Source organism: Rhodococcus sp. 852002-51564_SCH6189132-a, assembly GCF_001665495.1.
Taxonomy (GTDB): domain Bacteria; phylum Actinomycetota; class Actinomycetes; order Mycobacteriales; family Mycobacteriaceae; genus Rhodococcus; species Rhodococcus pyridinivorans.
Genome location: NZ_LZMJ01000048.1, coordinates 32,180 through 56,846 on the forward strand (window position 1 = coordinate 32,180; position 24,667 = coordinate 56,846).

Annotated in this window: 20 protein-coding genes and 1 pseudogene; 5 read left to right on the forward strand and 16 right to left on the reverse strand. The window is 68.1% G+C overall.

What is annotated here, in order from left to right:
• Positions 1 to 12: 12 nt before the first annotated feature.
• Positions 13 to 525: a hypothetical protein gene (locus A5767_RS11470; RefSeq protein WP_064852357.1), complete on the forward strand. Its 513-nt coding sequence runs from the start codon at positions 13 to 15 to the stop codon at positions 523 to 525.
• Between the two features lie 353 nt (positions 526 to 878).
• Here A5767_RS11470 and A5767_RS11475 read toward each other — a convergent pair whose 3' ends face one another.
• Positions 879 to 1,418 (reverse strand): flavodoxin domain-containing protein, encoded by a 540-nt coding sequence (locus A5767_RS11475; RefSeq protein ID WP_064852358.1) that lies wholly within the window; start codon positions 1,416 to 1,418, stop codon positions 879 to 881.
• A gap of 237 nt (positions 1,419 to 1,655) precedes the next feature.
• On the opposite strand from A5767_RS11475, the pseudogene A5767_RS11480 reads away from it, so the two are divergent.
• Positions 1,656 to 2,463, forward strand: a pseudogene (locus A5767_RS11480) (universal stress protein).
• A 37-nt stretch (positions 2,464 to 2,500) separates the two neighbouring features.
• Here A5767_RS11480 and ppsA read toward each other — a convergent pair.
• A complete protein-coding gene (ppsA, locus tag A5767_RS11485; protein WP_064852359.1) occupies positions 2,501 to 4,786 on the reverse strand; it encodes a phosphoenolpyruvate synthase in 2,286 nt (761 codons plus the stop codon).
• Between the two features lie 129 nt (positions 4,787 to 4,915).
• Here ppsA and A5767_RS11490 point away from each other — a divergent pair, with 129 nt between their 5' ends.
• From A5767_RS11490 to A5767_RS11500, 3 genes are all read left to right on the forward strand, one after another.
• Complete coding sequence (locus A5767_RS11490; protein ID WP_006554027.1) at positions 4,916 to 5,455, forward strand: potassium channel family protein; 540 nt, start codon at positions 4,916 to 4,918, stop codon at positions 5,453 to 5,455.
• 363 nt (positions 5,456 to 5,818) lie between these two features.
• Positions 5,819 to 7,231, forward strand: coding sequence for a WS/DGAT/MGAT family O-acyltransferase (locus A5767_RS11495; protein ID WP_231913175.1), 1,413 nt, complete (start codon positions 5,819 to 5,821; stop codon positions 7,229 to 7,231).
• Positions 7,232 to 7,410: 179 nt separating this feature from the next.
• Entirely contained in the window at positions 7,411 to 8,286 is an 876-nt protein-coding gene (locus A5767_RS11500) for a cyclopropane mycolic acid synthase family methyltransferase (RefSeq protein ID WP_064852361.1), read from the forward strand.
• Between the two features lie 95 nt (positions 8,287 to 8,381).
• Here the strand turns inward: A5767_RS11500 and A5767_RS23345 are convergent, their stop codons facing one another.
• The 14 genes from A5767_RS23345 to A5767_RS11565 form a co-directional block, all read right to left on the reverse strand.
• Positions 8,382 to 8,528 carry a hypothetical protein gene (locus tag A5767_RS23345; RefSeq protein WP_197483238.1) on the reverse strand — a complete coding sequence of 49 codons (147 nt, stop codon included), beginning with the start codon at positions 8,526 to 8,528 and terminating at the stop codon, positions 8,382 to 8,384.
• A gap of 79 nt (positions 8,529 to 8,607) precedes the next feature.
• Positions 8,608 to 9,129 (reverse strand): peptide-methionine (S)-S-oxide reductase MsrA, encoded by a 522-nt coding sequence (gene msrA, locus A5767_RS11505; protein WP_064852362.1) that lies wholly within the window; start codon positions 9,127 to 9,129, stop codon positions 8,608 to 8,610.
• Positions 9,130 to 9,195: 66 nt separating this feature from the next.
• Positions 9,196 to 10,800, reverse strand: a complete 1,605-nt coding sequence (gene nuoN / locus A5767_RS11510; protein ID WP_064852363.1) for an NADH-quinone oxidoreductase subunit NuoN — start codon at positions 10,798 to 10,800, stop codon at positions 9,196 to 9,198.
• On the reverse strand, positions 10,797 to 12,488 hold the full coding sequence (locus A5767_RS11515; protein WP_006554033.1) for an NADH-quinone oxidoreductase subunit M: 1,692 nt from the start codon (positions 12,486 to 12,488) through the stop codon (positions 10,797 to 10,799). Before A5767_RS11515 ends, nuoN begins: the two co-directional genes overlap by 4 nt.
• A 13-nt stretch (positions 12,489 to 12,501) precedes the next feature.
• Positions 12,502 to 14,394, reverse strand: coding sequence for an NADH-quinone oxidoreductase subunit L (nuoL, locus tag A5767_RS11520; RefSeq protein WP_064852364.1), 1,893 nt, complete (start codon positions 14,392 to 14,394; stop codon positions 12,502 to 12,504).
• A gap of 57 nt (positions 14,395 to 14,451) precedes the next feature.
• Positions 14,452 to 14,751, reverse strand: a complete 300-nt coding sequence (gene nuoK, locus A5767_RS11525; RefSeq protein WP_006554035.1) for an NADH-quinone oxidoreductase subunit NuoK — start codon at positions 14,749 to 14,751, stop codon at positions 14,452 to 14,454.
• Complete coding sequence (locus tag A5767_RS11530) at positions 14,748 to 15,539, reverse strand: NADH-quinone oxidoreductase subunit J (RefSeq protein WP_006554036.1); 792 nt, start codon at positions 15,537 to 15,539, stop codon at positions 14,748 to 14,750. The genes nuoK and A5767_RS11530 overlap by 4 nt, the downstream gene beginning before the upstream one ends.
• Positions 15,536 to 16,081: an NADH-quinone oxidoreductase subunit NuoI gene (gene nuoI / locus A5767_RS11535; RefSeq protein ID WP_064852365.1), complete on the reverse strand. Its 546-nt coding sequence runs from the start codon at positions 16,079 to 16,081 to the stop codon at positions 15,536 to 15,538. Before nuoI ends, A5767_RS11530 begins: the two co-directional genes overlap by 4 nt.
• On the reverse strand, positions 16,081 to 17,382 hold the full coding sequence (gene nuoH, locus A5767_RS11540; RefSeq protein WP_006554038.1) for an NADH-quinone oxidoreductase subunit NuoH: 1,302 nt from the start codon (positions 17,380 to 17,382) through the stop codon (positions 16,081 to 16,083). Before nuoH ends, nuoI begins: the two co-directional genes overlap by 1 nt.
• Positions 17,379 to 19,850, reverse strand: coding sequence for an NADH-quinone oxidoreductase subunit G (locus A5767_RS11545; protein WP_064852366.1), 2,472 nt, complete (start codon positions 19,848 to 19,850; stop codon positions 17,379 to 17,381). Before A5767_RS11545 ends, nuoH begins: the two co-directional genes overlap by 4 nt.
• Positions 19,847 to 22,033 (reverse strand): NADH-quinone oxidoreductase subunit NuoF, encoded by a 2,187-nt coding sequence (gene nuoF, locus A5767_RS22615; RefSeq protein ID WP_082937675.1) that lies wholly within the window; start codon positions 22,031 to 22,033, stop codon positions 19,847 to 19,849. Before nuoF ends, A5767_RS11545 begins: the two co-directional genes overlap by 4 nt.
• On the reverse strand, positions 22,030 to 23,334 hold the full coding sequence (locus A5767_RS11555) for an NADH-quinone oxidoreductase subunit D (protein ID WP_064852367.1): 1,305 nt from the start codon (positions 23,332 to 23,334) through the stop codon (positions 22,030 to 22,032). The genes nuoF and A5767_RS11555 overlap by 4 nt, the downstream gene beginning before the upstream one ends.
• Positions 23,331 to 24,047 (reverse strand): NADH-quinone oxidoreductase subunit C, encoded by a 717-nt coding sequence (locus tag A5767_RS11560; protein WP_006554042.1) that lies wholly within the window; start codon positions 24,045 to 24,047, stop codon positions 23,331 to 23,333. Before A5767_RS11560 ends, A5767_RS11555 begins: the two co-directional genes overlap by 4 nt.
• Positions 24,044 to 24,598: a NuoB/complex I 20 kDa subunit family protein gene (locus A5767_RS11565; protein ID WP_006554043.1), complete on the reverse strand. Its 555-nt coding sequence runs from the start codon at positions 24,596 to 24,598 to the stop codon at positions 24,044 to 24,046. The genes A5767_RS11560 and A5767_RS11565 overlap by 4 nt, the downstream gene beginning before the upstream one ends.
• Positions 24,599 to 24,667 lie beyond the last annotated feature (69 nt).

Here is a 24,667-nt window from a genome sequence, read left to right on the forward strand (position 1 = left end):
GAGGACGGATCGATGAACGTCGGCAAAGTGGTCATGCTGGTCATCGGTATTCTGCTCGTGCTCCTCGGAGGCGCTGCCGCGGTCGGAGCGCTCATTCTGGGGTGGTTCTTCGTCGTCCAGCGCGCCGACGGTTTCGTCACCGGTCCCGAGGGGACCCTCCGGACGCAGACGCACGCGTTGGTCTCCGAACGTCTCGACCTCGTCACCGACGATCAGAGCCCCACGGGTCTGCGCAGTGAGGACATCGGCCGGCTTCTGGTGCAGGCCACCGCACTCGATCCCGCATCGGCGGTGTTCGTCGGGATCGCTCCCGGCGGGGAGGTCGAGGCCTATCTCTCAGGGGTCGCCCACACCGTCGTGACCGATCTGCGGTTCGAGCCGTTCGAGGTCACCTACCGTGACGTTCCCGGGGGCGACACCCCGGCTGCTCCTTACGCGCAACAGTTCTGGGTCGCATCGGCGGACGGGACCGGCACCCAGCAAGTGGAATGGGATCTGCGCGACGGCACATGGACCGTGGTGTGATGAACGCCGACGCATCCGCAGGGATCGGCGTGGACGTGCGCGCCGGGATCCACATCGACCTGCTCGGACCGGCCGTGCTCGCCCTGCTGATCCTCGGTCTGGTTCTTCTCGCCGTCGGTGTCCCTCTGCTGCTCGCCGGCGCGGTCGGACTCGGTCGGCACGGGCCTCCGCCGCCCGGTCCGGTGTCCGCTCCCGCTACCGGCGCCACTCCGGTCACCGCACCTTCGCACCCGGCGGCGGTGCCCTATCCGGTGCATCTGCGCGGCGATCTCGACGAACCGTTGTCGCGGTGGCTGTGGCTGGTGAAATGGCTAGGTCTCCGTCACTCCCCCGGCCGGCCCGACCGGCACCGGTCAGCCCTGATCACGCGGTATATCGATGAGGCCTTCCCGGATCCTCTCCGTCCACGCGTCGACGTCGACCCAGTCCCGGGCATCGCCGTAGTGTCCGCCCATCAGCCGGAAGACGATCCGCCCGATTCCGGCCCAGTCGCCCGAAGCGATGGCACCGGCGAAGAAACGGTGATCACGCACATCGGTGATCGAACGGAGGTTCTGCACCGCCCGAGGTTCCGGCGTGACCCGTCGCAGATATGCCGCCACCCGGGGCGAGAGAATCGTGCTGGTCGCTCCGATCGACGAGACGGAGAACGCCCACACCGGTCGCCCTTCCGATTCGGTGCCCAGCCGATAGATCGCATCGGAAGCCTCGGGGAGCCACTGCCCGTTGTGGATCGCACTTCCGACGATCAGCGCCTCGTACGTTCGTACCGACGCGACATCGCCGAGCGCGCGCAGTTCCACGGCACCGCGGCCTTCCAGTCCCGCAGCGATGCGTTCGGCGATTCCCCGCGTCGACCCTCGAGCGGTCGCGTAGCCGATCAGGACGGACATGGCGGGGCCTTTCGGCAGTGGGTGATTGCGCCGGATGCAGTCTCCAGTGTGAGAAGCGGCGTGCACGGCACGTGAGGGTCTTCGGTCACTTCCTGCGGGCAGGTCGGGACCGTCGACTCTTGTGCGACCGACCGGTCCGAGCGTGTGCTGGCAGGGTCCCGAAACCGCAGGATCCCGGAAAAAGCAGGGCCCGAAACGGCCGTGCCCGCAGCTCGGACAGGCACCGAGGTGATCGTGATGACAGCACACCACCCCATCGTCGCCGGAGTGGACGGATCGAGAGCGTCCCTGCAGGCCGTGGTCTGGGCAGCTCGCGAGGCGGAACGGTGCCGGCTCCCGTTGTCGCTGGTCACCATCGTGTCGGTCCGCAACACGTTCGGTGTCCCGATCGGCATGCCCGCCGGATTCTTCGAGCAGGAGGGATCCGAGGGACGCGACATGCTCCTCGATGCCGCCGGATACGCGCGCCGCGCGGTGCCCGAGGATGAGCTCGACATCGAGACCCACCTGTGCACCGATTCTCCGTCGCTCGAACTGGTGGACCGATCGAAGTCGGCGTCGATGGTCGTGGTCGGGGCCGGGGACAACCGGTTCGGCTGGGAGCGATTCGGTTCGGTCAGCCGAGCGGTGGTCACGCGTCCGGTGGTCGTCGGCGTCGACGGTTCGGAGCACAGTGTGCGCGATGTCCGCCGCGTTCGAGGAGGCCTCGCTGCGCGGCACCGACGTGGTGGCAGCCCACGCGTGGTCCGACCTCGATGTGCGCGGTCCGTTCCGATTCCGGATCGAGTGGGACAGCGTGGAGAACAAGGAGCGGGCACTGTTGTCCGAGAGTCTCGCCGGGCACGGCGAGGAGTTCCCCGACGTGCGGGTGCACCCGGTGGTGGTGCTGGACCAGCCCTCCCACTATCTGGCATCGCACGCTGCCGATGCGCAGTTGCTCGTTCTCGGCCGTCGTGGTCGAGGCGGGTTCCCGAACCTGATGCTGGGATCCACCACATGGGCGCTGCTGCACACGGTGACCTGGCCCGTGATGGTCGTCCCGTAGTGCGCGGCGCCCCTGACGAAGGACGGTTCCCCGCCGGTCATGCCCCGGCGCGCCGGGCGCGGTCGAGCAGGATGCGTTGTTCCGCTCGCGCCACCGTCCGTCTCGTCTGCGCCGCGGCGTCGGGCGCGACCGACACGGAGGTGATGCCGCGCCGCACGAGATGCTCGGCGAGGTCGGTGCTCGTCGACACGGCCTGACCGCACAACGACGTCGTCAGTCCCGCGGCCGAGGCCCGTTCGATGATGTGGTCGATCGCGTCGAGCACCGCGGGGTCGAGGGTGTCGAACAGGTCCTTGCACACCTCCGAGTCCCGGTCCACGCCGAGCATCAACTGCGTGAGGTCGTTGGTTCCGATGGACACGCCGTGGATGCCGAGCTTCGCGTATTCCGGCAACCAGTAGACGACCGACGGGACCTCGGCCATGATCCAGCGCTGCATGCGCTGGTCGGAACCGAGCGGATGCCGGTCGAGTTGGGCGAGGCAGTCCCGCAGCTCCCAGCGGGTGCGCACGAACGGGATCATCAGATGCACGTTCGGGTGTGTGCGCCGAACCCGGTGCAGCACATCGAGATCCAAGGAGAACAGTTCCGGATCCCGGATGTACCGGAAGCACCCGCGGTAACCGATCATCGGGTTCTCTTCGTGGGGTTCGACCTCCCCACCCTCGAGATCGGCGAATTCGTTGCTGCGCAAGTCGATCGCACGGTATACGACCGGACGCGGGGCGAATGCCGCCGCGATCCGCGCCAGGCCACCCGCCATCTTCTCCACGTACTCGTCGCGGCGTCCCTGCGCGATCATGTGCGAAGGGTGTTCGCCCGCGAGTGCTTCGGTGATCATGAACTCGGCACGGAGCAGACCGACGCCGTCGACATCGGTCGCGGCGACCGACTCCGCGGCATCCGGAGTCGCGAGATTGACGTAGACCGCTGTGGCCGTAACGGTTTCGGCGGCGACGGCCGACGCCGCAGACACGGATACCGTCGCGACGGGCCTTTCCGCCGTGTGGACTGCGCCGTCGAACACCACACCGGCGTTGCCGTCGACGGTGATCAGTTGCCCGTCCTTCAGATCCTTGGTGGCGGTACGTGCACCGACCACGACGGGCTTGCCGAGTTCGCGTCCGACGATGGCCGCGTGGCAGGTGATACCACCACCGTCGGTGACGATGCCGCCGGCGCGGCGCAGAATCGGCAACCAGTCGGGTCTGGTCATCGGCGCCACGATGATCTCGCCGTCGTTCAGCTTCTTCCCGTCGACCAGTTCGTGGAGCACCCGCACTCGGCCGGTCGCCGTCCCGGGGCCGGCACCGAGACCGGCCAGCAACGCTCGTGCCTCGCCGTTTCCGGACGAGGCGGGCGCCGCCGGTTGATCGAGCGTGGTGATCGGGCGGGTCTGCACGATCCACAACTCGTCGTCCGCGAACGCGAACTCGAGGTCCTGGGGGCGCCCGTAGTGCTCCTCGACTCCGGCGGCCAGGCGCGCGACGCGCAGGAGCTGATCGTCGTCGAGCACTCGGGTGCGGCGCGTGGGATCGACGGCGACGCGACTGTCCCCGCTGTCGGTGGAGGTGATGCGGAACTCCTGATGACCGAGACGCACGTCGAGCACCTCGAGGCCGTCCTTCGCGACGACATAGGTGTCGGGTTCGACCTGCCCGCCGACGACGACCTCTCCGAGACCGAGAGCTGCCTCGATGACGATGCGATCGAGTTCGCCCGTGCGCGGGTCGGCCGTGAAGGCCACGCCCGACAATTCGGACTTCACCATCACCTGGACCACCACCGCGATGGACGGCTCGTCGGTCACCCCGCGCAACCCTCGGTAGGTGCGGGCGCGTTCGGACCACAACGAGGCCCAGCACGCCTGCACCGCGCGGATCACCGCGTCCGGACCGATGACGTTCGTGTACGACTCGTGGATCCCGGCGAACGATGTGTCGGAGGCGTCCTCCGCGGGAGCCGACGACCGCACTGCAACCGGCGCGTCGGGACCGAGGCTCTCGTAGGCGGAGACGATCGCCGCGCGCATCCCGGCCGGGACGCTCGAACCCGTCACCAGGGCGGCGAGTTCCGCGGAGGTACGGATGAGGGTGGCGTCGTCGATATCGGGGTCGGGCACGGCCTCGGCGGCCAGCCGGGATCGGATGCCGGCTGCGTCCATCGCGTCGAGATAGGCGGCGGTGGTGACGGCGAACGCCGGCGGTACCGGAAAGCCTGCGCGGGTGAGCTCTCCGAGGTTCGCGGACTTGCCACCGACGGTCGGCGCGTCGGCGGCGCCCACCTCCGCGATCGGTCGGACCCACAGTTCGTGTTCGGTCATCGACGACTCCCCACACTCCCCGCCCGCGTCGACCTTCCGGGCCGGATCGGATACTCGGTCTTCCCATCGTCGCCCCGGCCCGATCGATACCGTAGGGGCAAAGGTCATCATTCCGGGACGGGGACGACCGTGGCCGATCCTCCGCGCACACCTGATCCGCGGGAGCGGAAACGGTTGATCCTGACCGCGATAGCGCGTCCGACGCTCACCGCCTTCGTGCTGGTCAGCGTTTACTTCGTGATTCCGGTCGAGCATGTCCGCAGCACGTCCGAGGTCCTGACCCTCGTCGGTGGTGGCACTGCGGTCCTGATGGTCGGCTGGTGGCAGATCCGCAGGATTCTCGCGTCCGAGTACCCGGCGGTCCAGGCCGTCGAGGCACTCACCACGATCGTGTCCGCCTATCTCGTGGTCTTCGCAACCCTTTACCTCCGCATGTCCGTGGCGCATCCGGACAACTTCACCGAACCACTGTCCCGCGTCGATGCCCTGTACTTCTGTCTGACGGTCTTCTCCACGGTGGGATTCGGGGACATCTCCGCTGTAACCGAGACCGCGCGAGCCGTCGTGTCGGTGCAGATGATCGCAAATCTGATCTTCCTGGCTCTCGGGATCCGATTGCTCACGGCCGCCGTGCAGTGGCGTCGTCGCAATCGCGGGGACGAGGAGTGACCGATCACGGGATCGACCTACGCGATTCGGCGTCCGGGTATTCCCCAACCGCCGCGCGGGGTGATCCTTGAAAGGATTCGACGTCCACTGGCAGATGTCCGAGGTCCGAGATGCTGAATGGGGAACCGTCGTCGACAGCGTCATGTGGACCGCGAAAGCGCCTCGGAGTTCGCAAATCGGACAACAATTCTCACTTCGGTGGGAAATCGGGCGTCCGGACTTGGCGATATGGCCCGGTGTCGCGTATTAGTTGTGTCGCGTCATAAATCTGTGATGGGGGTCATGGTTTGACGCACATGTCGACGGGGCGGCAGGGGGCCTCGTCACGAACTGCCCGGGGTACCGGGCGGAGGAAACGTGCTGATGCGTCCACCCATGTCGCCCGCCGATTCGATGTTCCTTCTCGGGGAGTCCCGTGATCATCCGATGCATGTGGGCGGACTGATCCTTCTGAGTCCCCAGGACGGTACGAGCGCCGCGGATCTCGGGGCACTGTTCACCGCCGCCACACAGAACGGTGAGGTCGCCCCGCTGTGGCGTAAGCGCGCGGTCCGCTCCCTGGGCACCTTCGGCCAGTGGGCGTGGGAAGAGGACTCGGAATTGGACCTGAGCTACCACGTACGACGCAACGCGTTGCCGCAGCCCGGCGGGCTCGACGAACTGTGGGATCTCGTCTCCCGGCTGCACAGCACGCTGCTCGACCGGAGCCGGCCGTTGTGGCAGATGCATGTCATCGAGGGTCTCGCGGACGGCCGGCTCGCCGTTTACACGAAGATCCACCATGCCCTCGCCGACGGCGTGGGCGCGATGAAGTTGCTGCGCCGCGCCCTGAGTCCGGACTCCGAGCAGACCGACATGCCGGCACCGTGGTCGCTCTTCGACGCGCCGAGCCGCTCCCACTCGTCCGGGACCGCGCCAGATCTTCCCGAAGCCGCGATGCAGGCGGTGCGGACGGCGACGTCCGAGGTCACCGGTTTCGTGCCCGCGCTGGCCGGCACCGTGAACAGGGCGCTGCGCGGCGGTGGCGGATCGCTGTCGCTCGCCGCGCCGAACACCATGATCAACGTGCCGATCTCGGGGACGCGCCGGTTTGCCGCGCGCTCGTGGACGCTGACCCGCCTGCGTGCTATGTCGAGAGCGGCCGACGCGACCGTCAACGATGTCGTGCTGGCCATGTCGTCGGGAGCACTGCGCGCCTTCCTGAGCGAGCAGGGGGCGTTGCCCGACAAGTCGCTCGTGGCCATGGTCCCGATGTGCCTGCGATCCGACAAAGATTGCGCCGGAAACGAACTCGGTGTCCTGATGGCTGATATGGGTACGGATCTCGCCGATCCGGCCGACCGGCTGGCCCGGGTGTCGGCATCGACGACGCAGGGCAAGGCCTCCATGCAGGGGATGTCCTCCCTGTCCCGGTTGGCGGCCAGTGCACTCGGCGTCGCGCCTCTGGCGGTGGGGATCCTCACCCGCAATCGTGCACTCCCGCGACCGCCCCTCAACGTCATCGTCTCGAACGTGCCGGGAGCTCCGGATCCGTTGTACTGGAACGGCGCTCGCGTGGATGCGGTGTATCCACTGTCCGTGCCGGTCGACGGTCAGGCACTGAACATCACGTGCACGAGCACCGACGACGCGATCGCTTTCGGCCTGACCTCGTGCAGTCGCAGCCTGCCGCAGCTGCAGCCTCTGCTCGACCACTTCGATACCGCCCTCGGAGAGCTGGAGGACGCGTTCGACATCGTGCCGGTCGCCGACGAGACATCCGTCCGTGCGGGCTGACACCACGGAATAACGGCAGCACGCCGGTGCCCGAGTCGGACATCTGCCCCAGGAATCGCCGTTCCCGTGGGAGAAGGCGCTCTGCCGGAGCACTATCGACCGATAGCGGTGTATCGCCGGGACGCACCGACGCCCCGCACCGGAACTCGTGTCCCACTCCTCGCGGAGAGTAGGTCCGAATGCAGCAACTGACGCCGTTCTACGAGAAGGTCCAGACCCACTACGACCTGTCCGACGACTTCTTCGAACTGTTCCTCGACCCCACGCGCACGTACAGTTGGGCCTACTTCGAATGCGACGACATGAACCTCGAGGAAGCTCGGATCGCGAAAGTCGATCTTGCTCCCCGTAAGTGCGATCTCCGGCCCGGGATGACGCTGCTGGATATCGGTTGCGGTTGGGGCTCGACGATGATGCGGGCGGCGGAGCGATACGACGTGCACGTCATCGGTCTGACGTTGAGCCGCAACCAGTACGAACACGTGTCCGGTCTGCTCTCGGGCATGTCCTCCGGAGGCCGTACCGCGGAAGTGCGTCTACAAGGCTGGGAGGAGTTCGACGAGCCGGTGGACCGCATTGTCAGCATCGGAGCGTTCGAGCATTTCCGCCGACAGCGGTACGACACCTTCTTCGACCGCGCCTCGCGCATCCTGCCCAGCGACGGCAGGATGCTGCTGCACACCATCGTGGGTCATTCCCGCGCCCAGTTCGAGGCGATGAAGGTGCCGGTCACCCGCGAGGACGCACTGTTCCTGCGGTTCATCATGAGGGAAATCTTCCCCGGAGGACAGCTCCCCGACCGGGATCTGGTCATCACCGGCGCACAACGCAACAGCTTCTGGGTGCAGAACATCGAGTCTCTGCAACCTCATTACGCTCGCACGCTCGACCTGTGGGCGCGAGCCCTCGAGGCGCGGCGCAACGACGCGGTGCGGATGGCCTCCGAGGAGGTCTACCAGCGATACATCAGGTACCTCACCGGGTGCGCCGCGAATTTCCGACGTCGCCTCATCGACGTCCAGCAGTTCACCCTCGTGAAGCAGCAGCACCGCTGAGGCTCGGTCCCGAGCGGGACCGGCGGCACAACGAAACCGGTGAGCCTGCACGCCGATCCGCTGCCCGGGTGGACAACGGATCGGCGAGGGGCAGATCAGTGCGAGCCGCGGCGCTTCTGCTGCAGCTTGGTGAGCATCTCCTTGGCCTTGCGCTGATTCTCGGGCTTGGCCGCTTCGCGTCGGGCGACCTGGATCGCCTTGACCACGGCGGCGCTCTTCATAGCCTTGCCGAACATTCCCATCGAGCACTCCTCCGCAGTGGCGTCACAACCTGTACCTCCACGATACGGATCCGCGGAAGGAACCACCCGTGCGCGTGATTCAGTTCGCCGCGTCGGCGATGCGACTGTTCGGCAGCTTCCAGCCCGGCCGCGGGAAGTGGCAGGTGTACCCGTTCGGGTAGTGCTGGAGATAGTCCTGGTGCTCGGGTTCGGCCTCCCAGAAGGTGCTCGCGGGAGTCACCTCGGTGACCACCGTGCCGGGCCACAGACCCGACGCCTCGACGTCGGCGATGGTGTCCACCGCGACCTGCTTCTGCTCGTCGTCGAGGTAGAAGATCGCAGAACGGTAGGACGCCCCGACGTCGTTGCCCTGCCGGTTCAGGGTGGTCGGATCGTGGATCTGGAAGAAGAACTCGAGCAGCGCCCGGTAGTCGGTCCGTGCGGGGTCGTAGACGATCTCGACGGACTCCGCGTGCCCCGGATGGTTGCGATAGGTAGGGTGATCGTTCTGCCCACCGGTGTAGCCGACCCGCGTCGACACCACCCCGGGCTGCCTCCGGATCAGCTCCTCCATACCCCAGAAGCATCCGCCTGCCAGAATCGCGTTGCGTGTATCGGTCATTACGCCTCCTCGGGAGGTGGAACCGATACGACGGTCGCGACATTCCCTGCCCGCGCCCGCTCGTGGTCAGAGCACGAACACCGCCGCCCGCTCGGCGAGGTCGAGGACGGGTTGCGGCAGGATGCCGAGCAGCACCGTCGCCACCGCCGCGAACGCGATCGCCGCGCTCGTCGCCACGGTCGAGGTCGCGAGCCGCGGGGCGTCGTCGGTCGGGTCGGTGAAGAACATCAGCACGATCACCCGCACGTAGAAGTAGGCGGCGACCGCACTGACCAGCACACCGACGATCACGAGCGGAGCCGCACCGCCCTCGATCGCCGCACCGAAGACCGCGAACTTCGCGATGAACCCGCTGGTGAGCGGAATGCCCGCCAGCGACAGCAGGAACAGCGCGAACGCCCCGCCGAGCAACGGTGAGCGCCGCCCGACACCGGCCCAGCGCGACAGCTCCCACGTCTCGCCTTCCGGGTCGCGCACCAGCGTCACCACGGCGAACACACCGACCGTCCCGATCCCGTAGACGAGCAGATAGAACAACGTCGACGACGCCCCGGACGCGGTGCCGGCCACGACACCGGTGAGCACGAATCCGGTATGGCTGATCGCCGAGTACGCGAGCATGCGCTTGATGTCGTTCTGCGTCACCGCCAGAACCGCACCGACGATCATCGTCGCGATCGCAACGGCCCACAGGATCGGACGCCACTGGTCGGCGGAACCGGGAACCGCGACGTAGAGCACACGCAGCAGTGCGCCGAATGCGGCGATCTTCGTCGCGGCGGCCATGAACGCCGTCACGGGCGTCGGCGCGCCCTGATAGACGTCCGGCGTCCACGAATGGAAGGGCACCGCCCCGATCTTGAAGAGCAACCCGACGGCCAGCAGACCCACCCCGACGAGCGCGGTGGTCTCGCTGCCCGCACCGGTGTCGATGGCCAGGGCGATCCCACCGAGGTGGACGGTCCCGGCGTAGCCGTAGAGCATCGCCACCCCGTACAGGAAGAACGCCGACGAGAACGCACCCAGCAGGAAGTACTTCAGCGCCGCTTCCTGGGAGAGCAACCGCCGGCGCCGCGCCAGACCGCACAGCAGGTACAGCGGCAGCGACAGCACTTCGAGCGCGACGAACATCGTCAGCAGGTCGTTCGAGGCCGGGAACACGAGCATCCCGCCCACCGCGAACAGCAGGAGCGGGAAGACCTCGGTCCGTGCGCCGCCCGCCGCGAGCGCCTGCCGTTCGGCCGCGGTACCCGGAATCGCCGACGCCTGGGGCGCGAATGCGTCGAGATGCGCACCGGCCGCGGCGCGGGAAACCGATTGCGCGCGAACCTGTTCGATACTCCGTTCCGCGACGAGCGCAACCGACAGCACCGCCACGATCAGGACCGATCCCTGCAGGAACAGCGCCGGTCCGTCGATCACGACCGCCCCCGACAGGGTGGTCGCACCGGTTCCCGCGAGCATCACCACGGCGACGAACGCCGCCACGAGCGCACCCGTCGTCAGGAGCACGTGGGCGAGGTAGCGTGCCGAGGCCGGCGCGAACGACTCGATCAGCACACCGACGACGGCGGCGGCGAAGACGATGAGGATCGGTGCGATCAGTCCGTAGTCGATCGCCGGGGCGGGAATTGATGCGGCTAGAACGACGATGCCCTCGGAGGGGTTCATTCGGCTTCACCTTCCTCGGAACCGTGCGCGGGAACACCGCTCTCGGCGACGGGTCGCTCGGCGGGCACCACCGGTTCGGGCCGGGAGATGTCGATCGAGACGAGCGTGTCGTCGACCGCCGGGGTGATGACATCGAGCGCGGGTTTCGGATAGATCCCCAGAACGAGCAGCAACGCGATCAGCGGCGCGACCACCGCGACCTCACGAGGCACGAGATCGGAGAGCCTGCGGGCGTGTTCGGCACCGCCGTTCCCGTCGTCACCGTCGTCCCCACCGGGCAGGCGCACGGGTCCGCCCATCATGCGCTGGTAGAGCCACAGCACGTAGAGCGCGGACAGCACGAGCGCGAGTGTCGCGATCACCGCAGCCACCTGGTAGCGCGGATAGGTGCCGACGAAGACGAGGAACTCGCTGACGAACGGCGCGAGCCCGGGCAGGGACAGGGTCGCCAGTCCGGCGACGAGGAAGGTTCCGGCGAGGACCGGAGCGACCTTCTGCACCCCGCCATAGGCGGCGATGGTGCGGTCTCCGCGCCGCGAGACGAGGAAACCGGCAATGAGGAACAGTGCGGCCGTGGAGATCCCGTGGTTGACCATGTACAGCGTCGAGCCGGCCTGCCCCTGCGAGGTCAGCGCGAAGATGCCGAGGACGATGAACCCGAAGTGCGAGATGGAGGTGTAGGCGATCAGGCGCATCACGTCGGTCTGACCGATCGCGAGCACCGCGCCGTAGACGATGCCGATGACGGCGAGAGTCACCACGACCGGCGCGAAGGTCACCGAGGCGTCGGGGAAGAGCTGCAGGCAGTAGCGCAGCATGCCGAAGGTGCCGACTTTGTCGACCACTGCCATCATGAGCACCGCCGCGACCGGCGTGGTCCGCACCGCCGCGTCGGGTAGCCACCCGTGCAGCGGCCACAGTGGAGCCTTCACCGCGAAGGCGACGAGGAAACCGAAACACAGTGCGGCGAGCACGGCGGGGGTTGCGTCGAGATCACCGGCGACGGCGGCGGCGGTGACGGTCCGGACGTCGAAGGTGCCCACTCCCGCGGTCTCCCCCAGCCCGGATCGGGCGGTGACCACGTACAGGCCGATCAACGCGGCGAGCATCACCAGTCCGCCGAGCAGGTTGTACAGCAGGAACTTCACGGCGGCTCGTGCCCGGTCGGCACGCGGTGTCCCCGGCGACCCGAACCCGCCTATGAGGAAGTACATCGGGACGAGCATCGCCTCGAAGAAGACGTAGAACAGCAGGATGTCGAGGGCGGTGAACGACACGAGCACCATCGACTCGACGAGCAGGATCAGCGCCACATAGGTGTGCGCGGAGCGTGGGCGGGCCGCGCCGGCGTCCTCGTCGGCGGCGCGGTGATCGTGCCATCCGGCGGCCAGGAGCAACGGCACGAGCGCGGCGGTCAACAGGACCAGCACCAGGGCGATGCCGTCGACGCCGAGCCGGTAGCCGGCGCCGAACGAGGGGATCCAGTCGTGCGATTCGACGAACTGGAAACGCTCTCCCGCGCGGTCGAATCCGACGGCAACGATCACCGCGACCACCAGAACGGCGATCGACACCGTCAGGGCGATCGACCGGGTGGCGGAACCGAGGCGTGCGGGCAGGGCCGCGATCGCGGCGGCGCCGAGCAGCGGGAGCACCCACAGGATCGTCAACCAGGGAACGGTGGTCACCAGTACACCCCCATCACAGCGTCATCAGGACGAGCGCGCCGACCACGACGGTCGCGCCGGCGAACATGTACAACGCGTACGAACGGACGAAGCCGGTCTGCAGCCGGCGCAGTCCGCGCGAGAGCGCACCGATCCCGGTGGCGGCACCGGTGACGGAGCCGTCGATGCCGGTGGATTCCACGCCGTCCAGGGCGCGCACCAGACCCTGACCGGGACGCATGAACACCGCTTCGTTCACGGCGTCGCCGTAGAGGTCGCGACGCGCGGCGACGGTCAGCGCCGACACCGCTTCGGGTGCCGTCGCCGGGACCGGTGCGCGCACGTACTGCCGGTAGGCGACGGCGACACCGGCGAGCACGACCGCCAGCGTGACGGTGGTGACGAGCCAGACGGGCAAACCACCTTCGTGATGGTCGTAGCCGACGACGGGTTCGAGCCAGTGCTGCAACGAGCCACCGAACACCAGCAGACCGCCGGCACCGACCGAGCCCATGGCGAGAGCGATCATCGGCCAGGTCATCGAGGCCGGCGACTCGTGCGGGACGGCGTCGGGCGCCCATCGCCGGTCGCCGAAGAAGGTCAGGATCATCACGCGGGTCATGTAGAAGGCGGTCAGTCCCGCACCGAGCAGCGCGACGACACCGAGCACGAGGCCTTCGACACCGCCGGCGGCGAAGGCCACCTCGATGATCTTGTCCTTGGAGAAGAACCCGGCGAACGGCGGGATGCCGATGATCGCGAGGTAGCCCAGCCCGAAGGTGGCGAAGGTGATCGGCATGACCGCGCGCAGTCCGCCGTAGCGGCGCATGTCGGTCTCGTCGTTCATCGCGTGCATCACCGAGCCGGCGCCGAGGAACAGTCCGGCCTTGAAGAAGCCGTGGGTGAGCAGGTGCAGGATCGCGAAGGCGTACCCGGCGGGGCCGAGACCGGCGGCGAGCACCATATAGCCGATCTGGCTCATCGTCGATGCCGCGAGCGCCTTCTTGATGTCGTCCTTGGCGCAGCCGATGATCGCGCCGAAGAGCAGCGTCGCGGCGCCGACGATCACCACCGCGAGTCGTGCGGACGGTGCGGCGTCGAAGATCGCGTTCGCGCGGACCACGAGGTAGACACCGGCGGTGACCATGGTCGCGGCGTGGATGAGTGCGGAGACGGGGGTGGGGCCCTCCATGGCGTCGCCGAGCCACGACTGCAGCGGCAGCTGAGCGGATTTCGCGCACGCGGCCAGGAGCAGACACAGGCCGATCGCCGTCACCGTGCCTTCGGTCGCGGCGGGGACCGAGGCGAAGACCGTGTCGTAGTCGAGGCTGCCGAAGGTCGCGAACATGATCATGAGAGCGATGAGCAACCCCATGTCGCCGACGCGGTTGACGACGAACGCCTTCTTCGCGGCGGTCGCGGCGGTGGGCTTGTACTGCCAGAAGCCGATGAGCAGGTAGGAGGCGAGACCGACGCCCTCCCACCCGAGGTACAGGACGAGGAAGTTGTCGGCGAGGACGAGCACCAGCATCGCCGCGAGGAACAGGTTGAGATAGGCGAAGAACTTCCGGCGTTCCGGATCGTGCGCCATGTAGCCGATCGAGTAGAGGTGGATCAGCGAGCCCACGCCGGTGATGAGCAGTACGAAGCAGATCGACAGCGCGTCGAGCCGCAGTCCGAGATCGACCTGCAGTTCTCCGACCGGCACCCAGGTGAACACGGTCTGCTGCGCGAGCCTCTCGCTCGCGTCGAGTCCGAGCAGTCCGGCGAACATGGCGGCGCCGACGACGAACGAGGCGATTGCCGTGGCGCACCCGAGTAGATGTCCCCAGCGGTCGCTGCGACGCCCGAGGAGCAGCAGAACGAACGCGCCGGCCAGGGGCAGTGCCGGTATCGTCCACAGCGCCGAGTTCAGGAACGAAGTCATGCCGCGTGTCCTCTCGGTTCGTCGTGGGCTCTCACACTCACCGTCCTCGTGGGGTCGTCAGTACTTGAGCAGGTCGGCGTTGTCGACGGAGGCCGATCGCCTCGTCCGGAAGATGGTCACGATGATCGCGAGGCCGACGACGACCTCGGCGGCCGCGACGACCATCGTGAAGAAGGCGAACACCTGTCCGTGGAGGTTGCCGTGCATCCGCGCGAAGGTGACGAAGGCCAGGTTCGCGGCGTTGAGCATCAACTCGACGCACATGAATACGACGATCGCGTTGCGGCGCAGGAGAACTCCTACCGCGCCGATGGTGAACAGCAGCGCCGACAGGTAGAGGTAGTTCTCGGGGTTCATCGCCGATCCTTCCTCGCGTCGTCGCCGGGTTCGCGCAGGCCGAGTTCGGTGTGGTCCCAGTCGCGCCCGATGCGGCCGAGCAGCTCACCGACAGACAGTTCGGAGAACGATCCGTCCGGGAGCAGGGCCGGGACGTCGGCGGCGTTGTGGCGGGCATAGACACCCGCGGCCGGCAGCGGTGTGACGCGCTCCCCTTCGCGGAACCGGCGTGCGGCGAGTTCGCGTTGGGTCTGCCTCGGCTGCAGACGTTCCCGGTGGGCGAGCACCATCGCACCGACGGTGGCGGTGATGAGCAGCGCTCCGGTGAGTTCGAACGCCCAGACGTAGTCGATGAACAGCAGCACCGCCAGGCCCTCGACGTTGCCGCCGGCGTTGGCCGCGTCGAGTCCCGCGAAGCCGGAGACCGCGGTGTTCCCGATGCCACCGATGAGCATCGCCGCGAAGCCGACCGCCACGACGATCGCGAGAACGCGCTGTCCCTTGATGGTTTCGACGAGGGAGTCGGCGGAGTCGATACCGACGAGCATGAGCACGAACAGGAACAGCATCATCACGGCGCCGGTGTAGACGACGATCTGCACCACACCGAGGAACAACGCATCCTGCGCGATGTAGAAGACGGCGAGCACGATCATCGTCATGGCGAGGAACAGCGCCGAGTACACGGCCTTCGGGGCGACGACGACACCGAGCGCCCCGAGTACCGCGACGGCACCGAGGATCCAGAACTGCACGGCCTCCCCGGTGGAGGTCGTGGTGAGTTCGGCGGCGAGCAGCGCGGTGGTCACCGGTGTTCCTCCCCGTCGGCGGCGGACGTATGTTCCGGGACGGGGATCGTGCCCCGGTAGTAGTCCTCGTCGGTGGCGCCGGGTGCCATGGGATGCGGGGGTGGCTGCATCCCGGGTTCGAGCGGCGCGAGCAGGCGGTCCTTCTCGTAGATCATGTCGGTTCGGTTGTCGGCGGCCATCTCGTACTCGTTCGTCATCGTCAGCGCGCGGGTCGGGCACGCCTCGATGCACAATCCGCAGCCGATGCACCGCAGGTAGTTGATCTGGTAGACGCGCCCGTACCGTTCGCCGGGCGAGTACCGCTCCTCGTCGGTGTTGTCGGCACCCTCGACGTGGATGGCGTCGGCGGGGCAGGCCCACGCGCACAGTTCGCAGCCGATGCACTTCTCGAGTCCGTCCGGATACCGGTTGAGCTGGTGGCGTCCGTGATAGCGGGGGGCGGTGGGTCTCTTCTGTTCCGGATACTGCTCGGTGTTGGGCTTCTTGAACATCGTCGTGAGCGTCACACCGAAACCGGCGAGCGGGCCGCGGAATTCGACCATCACGATCCTCCTGGGAGACGACCCGCCGGGGCGGGCGGACTCGATCGGGTGCTCGACCGAGCAGGTAGTGGCGGCACGGGGAAACCTCCGGCCATGGCGTCGAACTCCTCGTCGACGCCGGCGGGTGGTTCCGTCGCCTGTGCGATGCGCCGGCTCCGCCGCCCCTGCAGGGTGAGGTAGGCGAACAGCAGGGCGGTGGACAGCACCCCGGCGACGATGAGGCTCGCGGTGCCGGGCAGGACGTCGTCGGTGTCGAGGATGCGCAGCGCGGCCACGATCATCACCCACACCACCGAGACGGGGATGAGCAGTTTCCAGCCCAGGGCCATGAACTGGTCGTAGCGCAGTCGCGGCAGGGTGCTGCGCAGCCACACGAAGACGAACAGCACGACCCACACCTTGATCACGAACCACAGCAGCGGCCACCAGCCCGAGTTCGCGCCGCTCCACAGTGTCAGCGGCCACGGCGCGTGCCAGCCACCGAGGAACAGGGTGGTCGCGAGCGCGGAGACGGTGACCATGTTGACGTACTCCGCGAGCATGAACATCGCGAACCGCAGCGACGAGTACTCCGTGTGGAAACCGCCCACGAGTTCGCCCTCGGCCTCGGGCAGGTCGAAGGGGGCGCGGTTGGTCTCCCCCACCATCGACACCGAGTACACCAGGAAGGACGGCAGCAGCAGCACGACGAACCACAGGTCGTTCTGCGCGGCGACGATGCCCGAGGTCGACATCGTGCCCGCCTGCAGGAAGACCGCGGCGAACGCGAGTCCCATCGCAATCTCGTAGGAGATGACCTGCGCGGTCGAGCGGAGACCACCGAGCAGCGGATAGGTCGAACCCGAGGCCCAACCGGCGAGCACGATCCCGTAGACGCCGACGGAGGTGATCGCCAGGACGTAGAGCACCGCGACGGGAAGATCGGTCAGCTGCAGCGGCGTCCGGTTCCCGAGGATCGACACCTCGGGCCCGAAGGGAATGACCGCGAACGCCATGAACGCCGGGGCCGTCGCGATGATCGGGGCGAGCATGTAGATCGGCTTGTCCACCCCGGTAGGGATGATGCCTTCCTTGAGCGCGAGTTTCAGACCGTCGGCGACGGTCTGGAACAGTCCCTTCGGCCCCACCCGGTCGGGTCCGACCCGCATCTGCATCCAGGCCATGATCTTGCGTTCGGCGAGGATCATCACGAGGGTCGTCAGGACGAGGAACGCGAAGATCGCCACGGCCTTGACGACGACGAGCCACCAGGGGTCGATGCCGAACATCGACAGGTCCACGGGCTGGGCGGTGACGCTCATCGCGGATCCTCCTCGTCCGATCCGGAGCCCGTCGTGGCGGTGGCCCGGATCCGCACCACGTCACCGGCGGTGACACCGAGATCGGCGTGCACCATCGATCCTGGTGAGGCGGTGGGCAGCCAGACGACACGGTCGGGCAGGTCGTCGACCACCAGCGGCAGCGTGATCGAGCCGCGCTCGGTGGAGACGGTGATCGAATGATGGTCGGCGGCGCCGATCTCCGCGGCTGTCGCGGCCGACAGACGGGCGACGGGTTCGTGCGCCGTTCCGGCGAGGTGCGGTTCGTCGTCCTGCAACCGGCCCGCGTCGAGGAGCATCCGCCAGGTGGCGAGGACCGCTTCCCCGAGAACGGGACGTCGCGGGGGTCGCGGGGACACTCCCGGCGATTCGGGAACGGTGCCCGTCCATCGTCCGAGCTCCGCGAGTTCGTGGCGGAGGGTCTCGACGTCGTGGGGGCCGGGATCGTCGAGGCCTCCATCGAGGTCCATCGCGTCGGTGATCGCCGCGAGCACCCGGTGGTCGGGCAGTGCTCCGGTGTCGCGGAGGGCGATCGGGAAGGCACGTTCGCGTCCCTCCCAGTCGAGGAAGCTCCCGGCCTTCTCGACCACCGGCGCGACGGGGAAGACGACGTGGGCGCGGTCGGTCACCGCGCTGCGTCGCACTTCCAGACTCACGACGAAGCCGGCACCGTCGAGACCCGCGAGTGCGGCATCGGGGTCGGGCAGGTCGGCGGGGTCGACGCCGGCGACCACGAGCGCAGCCACATCACCTTCGGCGGCCGCGGCGAGGATGGCGTCGGTGTCGCGGCCCGGCTCCGACGGCAGGGTGTCGGCCGGTAGACCCCACGCCGACTCGATGTCGCGCCGGGCCTGCGGGTCGCCGATCGGGCGACCGCCGGGGAGAAGTGTCGGGAAGGCGCCGGCTTCGAGTGCTCCGCGATCACCGGCGCGGCGCGGGATCCACGCGAGGCGGGCTCCGGTCTCGTCGGCGAGGGCCGCAGCGGCGGACAGCGTGCCGGGCGATGCTGCGGCCCGCTCCCCCACCAGCACGATCGCACCGGGAGTCCCGAGCGCCGCCGCGGCATCGGCGGATGCGCCGGTGCGGATCGCGTCGAGCGCGCGTGCCTCGTCGCCCGGGACGCACTGTTCGACCCGGCCCGACAGCTTGTGGACACCGCGCGAGGCGAACGGTGCGATCGTGAAGACCTGCAGCCTGTTCCGCCGGACCGCCTTGCGCAGCCGCAGGAAGACGATCGGCGACTCCTCCTCCGGCTCGAATCCGACGAGGAGCACCGCCGGCGCGCGGTCGAGGTCGCGGTAGGTGACGTCGAGGCGCCGCCCGGCGACCCGCGAGGCGAGGAAGTCCGTCTCCTCCCCCGACAGGGCTCGACTGCGGAAGTCGATGTCGTTGGTGCCGAGCGCCGTTCGCGCGAACTTCGCGTACGCGTAGGCGTCCTCGACGGTGAGCCGGCCACCGGTGAGCACCCCGGCCCTACCGCGCGCCGCCGCGAGCCCGCGGGCGGCGACGCCGAGCGCCTCGATCCACGAGGCGGGGACGAGCGCTCCGGTATCGTCGCGGACGAGCGGTGTCGTGAGGCAATCGTCGGCGGTAGCGTAGGTGAACGCCCAGCGTCCCTTGTCGCAGTTCCATTCCTCGTTGACCTCGGGGTCGTCCCCGGCGAGTCGGCGCAGCACGGCACCGCGACGATGGTCGGTGCGCTGGGCGCAGCCGCTCGCGCAGTGTTCGCACACACTCGGCGTGGAGACCAGATCGAACGGGCGGGCGCGAAACCGGTAGGCGGCGCCGGTGAGCGCGCCGACCGGACAGATCTGGACAGTGTTGCCGGAGAAGTACGACTCGAACGGTTCCTCGGTGTAGATACCGACCTGCTGCAGCGCCCCGCGGTCGAGCATGTCGACGAACCGGTCGCCCGCGATCTGGTCGGCGAAGCGGGTGCACCGCGCGCACAGCACGCACCGTTCGCGGTCGAGGAGCACCTGCGAGGAGATCGCGATGGGTTTCGGGTAGGTGCGTTTGGTGTCCTCGAAGCGGGACTCGGCGCGTCCGTTGGACATCGCCTGGTTCTGCAGCGGGCACTCGCCGCCCTTGTCGCATACCGGACAGTCGAGCGGATGGTTGATGAGCAGCAGTTCCATCACGCCGCGCTGGGCCTTGTCGGCCACCGGTGAGGTGAACTGGGTGCGCACGACCATCCCGTCGGTGACCACGGAGGTGCACGAGGCGAGCGGTTTGCGCTGGCCCTCGACCTCGACGAGGCACTGGCGGCACGCACCGACCGGTTCGAGCAGCGGGTGGTCGCAGAACCGCGGGATCTGGACCCCGATCAGTTCGGCGGCGCGGATCACGAGAGTGCCCTTGGGCACGGCGATCTCGGTGTCGTCGATGGTGACGTTCACGAGGTCGGTGGTCTCGGACTTCTCCGCACCGGCACCGGACACTGCGGTCATCGCTCGCCTCCTTCCGCGGGGGCGTCGGCGGCGAGCGTCGACAGGTGCGGGTCGAACGGGCAGCCGCCGTGCTCGAAGTGGGCGACGTATTCGTCGCGGAAGTACTTCAGCGACGACGTGATCGGGCTGGTCGCGCCGTCCCCGAGCGCGCAGAACGCCCGGCCGAGGATGTTGTCGGAGATGTCGAGCAGCTTCTCCAGGTCGGCTTCGGCGCCCCGGCCGTGTTCGAGCCGCTCGAGGATCTGCACGAGCCACCAGGTGCCCTCGCGGCAGGGGGTGCACTTGCCGCACGATTCGTGCGCGTAGAACTCGGTCCAGCGCAGCACCGTGCGGACGACGCAGGTGGTCTCGTCGAAGATCTGCAGGGCCCGGGTCCCGAGCATCGACCCGGCGGCGGCGACGTTCTCGTAGTCCAGGGGGACGTCGAGGTGTTCGTCGGTGAAGATCGGGGTCGACGAACCGCCGGGTGTCCAGAACTTGAGCCGGTGGCCGGCGCGCACACCTCCGGCGTAGCCGAGCAGCTCGCGCAGGGTGATGCCGAGCGGGGCCTCGTACTGGCCGGGGGTGGTGACGTGCCCGGACAGCGAGTACATCGCGAATCCCGGTGATTTCTCGGTGCCCATCGAGCGGTACCAGTCCACACCGTTGCGGATGACGAGCGGGACGTTCGCGATGGATTCGACGTTGTTGACGACGGTCGGGCATGCGTACAGGCCGGCGACGGCGGGAAAGGGCGGGCGCAGGCGTGGTTGGCCGCGGCGGCCCTCGAGGGAGTCGAGCAGCGCCGTCTCCTCACCGCAGATGTATGCGCCCGCACCGGCGTGGACGACGAGTTCGAGGTCGTATCCGGAGCCGAGGATGTCGCGTCCGAGATAACCGGCCTCGTAGGCCTCGGCGACCGCCGCGTGCAGGCGCCGCAGCACCGGGACGGCTTCGCCGCGGAGATAGACGAACGCGTGCCGGGCGCGGATCGCGTAGGCGGCGATGATCACGCCTTCGACGAGGGCATGCGGGGTGGCCAGCATGAACGGGATGTCCTTGCAGGTGCCCGGTTCGGATTCGTCGGCGTTGACGACGAGATAGTGCGGCTTGTCGTCGCCCTGCGGGATGAACGACCACTTGGTGCCCGTGGAGAATCCGGCGCCGCCGCGACCGCGGATCCCGGAATCCTTGACTGCGGCGATGACCGCATCCGGGTCCATGCCGAGCGCGATGGGCAGGGCTTCGTATCCACCGTGCCGCCGGTAGGCGTCGAGGGTCCACGCCTGTTCCTCGGCCCAATAACGGGTGAGTACGGGGGTCAGACCTGTCGGTGATTTCCCGACGGCGACGACGGCCTCGTCATTCTCCGGCGGTTCGGGTGCCCGCATGTCGTGCTTGCGGGCGACCTCGAGCCCGGCGAGGGAGGCCGGCCCGGCGGTACCGGCGGCCTCGAGCGCACCGGGCCGGTCGTCGGGGATCCCCGCGAGCAGGCGTGCGGTGTCGCGGAAGCTGCGCAGCGGGGCGCCGCGCGTCGGTGCGGGGGTGCCGCCGGCGAGCAGGTCGTCGACGAGTTCGATCGCGGAGTCGATAGTGCGGTTGTCGAACAGTTCCCAGTCGACGGTCATCACCGGGGCGTAGTCGCACGCCGCGTTGCATTCGATGTGCTCGAGGGTGATCGCGCCGTCGGCGGTGGTCTCGTCGTGTCCGATGCCGAGCCGGGTGCACAGCGCGGAGAAGATCTCGTCGCCGCCCATCGTCGCGCACAACGCGTTCGTGCACACTCCGACGTGGTGGCGGCCGGTCGGCGAGCGGCGGTACATGGTGTAGAAGGTGGAGACGGCGGCGACCTCGGCGCCGGTGAGTCCGAGCCGCCGGGCGCAGAACTCGATGCCGGCCGGCGTGATGTAACCGTCCTCCGCCTGCACGAGGTGCAGCAGCGGCAGCAGCGCTGATCGTGGCTGCGGGTAGCGCGCGATGATCCGGTCGGCGTCGGCGTCGAGGCGGGCGCGCGCGTCGTCGGGATAGCGGCGCGGTGCGTCAGGTGGGGTGAGATAGGTGTCCTCGTCGGGTCGCGGTCCGAGCGGCACGAGGACGGGTTCGCGTCCGGCCGATTCGGTCATCGGCACGGCGGCGGTGGTCTCGCTCGTGGCCGCGGTGCCGGTGGTCTCCGCGCCCGCAGCCCGCACGAATTCGGTGTTCATCGGTCCACTCCCCCCATCACCGGGTCGATGCTGGCGACGGCAGCGATCACGTCGGAGACCATGCCGCCCTCGCACATCGCCGCGACGGCCTGCAGATTCGTGAACGACGGGTCGCGGTAGTGCACGCGGTACGGGCGTGTGCCGCCGTCGCTGACCATGTGGACGCCGAGTTCGCCGCGTGGCGATTCGACGCCGATGTAGACCTGTCCCGCGGGGACACGTATGCCTTCGGTGACGAGCTTGAAGTGGTGGATCAGACCCTCCATCGACTCGCCCATGATGTGCCGGATGTGGTCGGGCGAGTTGCCGAGTCCGTCCGGTCCGAGCTGCAGTTCCGACGGCCAGGCGATCTTGCCGTCCTGGACCATCACCGGTCCGGGGCGGAGCCGGTCGAGGCACTGTTCGACGATCTTCAACGATTCGTGCATCTCCCCGATCCGGACGAGATAGCGCGCGTAGCAGTCGGATCCCTCTGCGGTGACGACGTCGAACTCGTAGGTCTCGTAGCCGCAGTAGGGTTCGGCGCGGCGCAGGTCGTAGGGCAGTCCGGTGGACCGTAGGATCGGTCCGGTGATCCCGAGGGCCATGCAGCCGGTGAGGTCGAGGCAGCCGATGTCGCGGGTGCGTGAGATGAAGATGGGGTTGTCGGTGAACAGGGCTTCGAGATCGGCGAGCCGGCCGGGTAGGAGGGCGAGCAGGTCGCGGATCATCGGCACGGCTTCGTCGGGCAAGTCCTGGGACAGTCCGCCGGGCCGGATGTAGGAGTGGTTCATCCGCAGTCCGGTGATCGTCTCGAAGACGTCGAGGATCAGTTCGCGTTCGCGGAAACCGAACAGCATCGGGGTGGTCGCGCCGAGTTCCATGCCACCGGTGGCCAGCGCCACCAGGTGCGAGGAGATGCGGTTGAGTTCCATGAGCATCACTCGTACGACCTGCGCGCGTTCGGGGACGAGATCCTCGATGCCGAGCAGCTTCTCGACGCCGAGGCAGTAGGCCGTCTCGTTGTGGAACGGGGCGAGGTAGTCCATGCGAGTGACGAAGGTGACGCCCTGCGTCCAGTTGCGGAATTCGAGGTCTTTCTCGATTCCGGTGTGCAGATAGCCGATTCCACATCGGGCCTCCGTGACGGTCTCGCCGTCGATCTCGAGGATCAGGCGCAACACTCCGTGGGTGGATGGGTGCTGGGGGCCCATGTTGACGACGATGTGGTCCTCGCCGCTGTCGCGTACGGCAGCGGTGATGCCGTCCCAGTCGCGTCCGACGGCGTCGAAGACGGTCTCGGTCGCGGGTTCGCTCGTCACGTGTACGCCCTCCGTTCGTCGGGTGGCGGGATCCGGGCGCCCTTGTATTCCACCGGGATGCCGCCGAGAGGGTAGTCCTTGCGTTGGGGATGTCCGTGCCAGTCGTCGGGCATCTCGATGCGGGTGAGCGCGGGGTGCCCGTCGAAGACGATTCCGAAGAAGTCGTAGGTCTCGCGCTCGTGCCAGTCGTTCGTCGGGTAGGTGCGGTAGAGCGAGGGGACGTACGGGTCGCTGTCGGGGATCGCGACCTCGAGCCGTATCCGGCGGTTGTGGGTGATCGAGACGAGCGGATACACCGCGTGCAGTTCGCGGCCCGTCTCCTGCGGGTAATGCACCCCGCTGACCCCGAGGCACAGCTCGAAGCGGAGGTCCGCATGGTCGCGCAGGGTGCGGGCCACGAGTGGCAGATGTTCGCGGCGGACGAAGACGGTCAGCTGGTGGCGGTGCGCGACGACCTTCTCGACCGCCTGGGCATAGCCGACGCCGGTGTCGCCGGATCGCTCGTCGAGGACGTCCTCGAGCGTGTCGACGAGGTCGTCGAGGTACCCGCCGTAGGGTCGCTCGGTGCTGCCGGGCAGCGTCACCCGGCGCACGAGGCGGCCGTAGCCGCTGGTGTCACCGGATCCACGCACCCCGAACATGCCGCGTCGGACGGCGATCACCTCGTCGGCGCGGTCGTCGTGGTCGGATCCTGTCCGTTCGAGATCGGTCATCGCGGCGGCACCGTCAGTTCGATGAGGGGACGTTGGGCCAGGGCCGCTTCCTCGGCGGCGCGGATCGCCTCGGCCCGGTTCACACCCAGTGGCATCTGCGCGATCTTCTCGTGCAGCATGAGGATGGCGTGCAGGAGCATCTCGGGCCGGGGCGGGCAGCCCGGAAGGTAGATGTCGACGGGGACGACGTGGTCGACCCCCTGAACGATCGCGTAGTTGTTGAACATGCCGCCCGACGAGGCGCACACGCCCATCGCGAGCACCCACTTCGGTTCGACCATCTGGTCGTAGACGCGGCGCAGGGCGGGAGCCATCTTCTGGCTGACTCGGCCGGCGACGATCATGACGTCGGCCTGTCGCGGGGAGGCCCGGAAGGCCTCCATACCGAAGCGGGCGATGTCGTAGCGGCCACCGGCGGTGGCCATCATCTCGATGGCGCAGCACGCGAGCCCGAAGGACGCCGGCCACAAGGAGCCCTTGCGCGCGAAACCGGCCAGGGTCTCGACGGTGCTGAGCAGAAAACCGCTGGGGACCTTCTCCTCGATGCCCATCGCCCGTCACCTTCCCCGGAATCGGACCGGACGCCCGGTCGTTTGTCGTCCGCTCTCGTAACCCCTTCG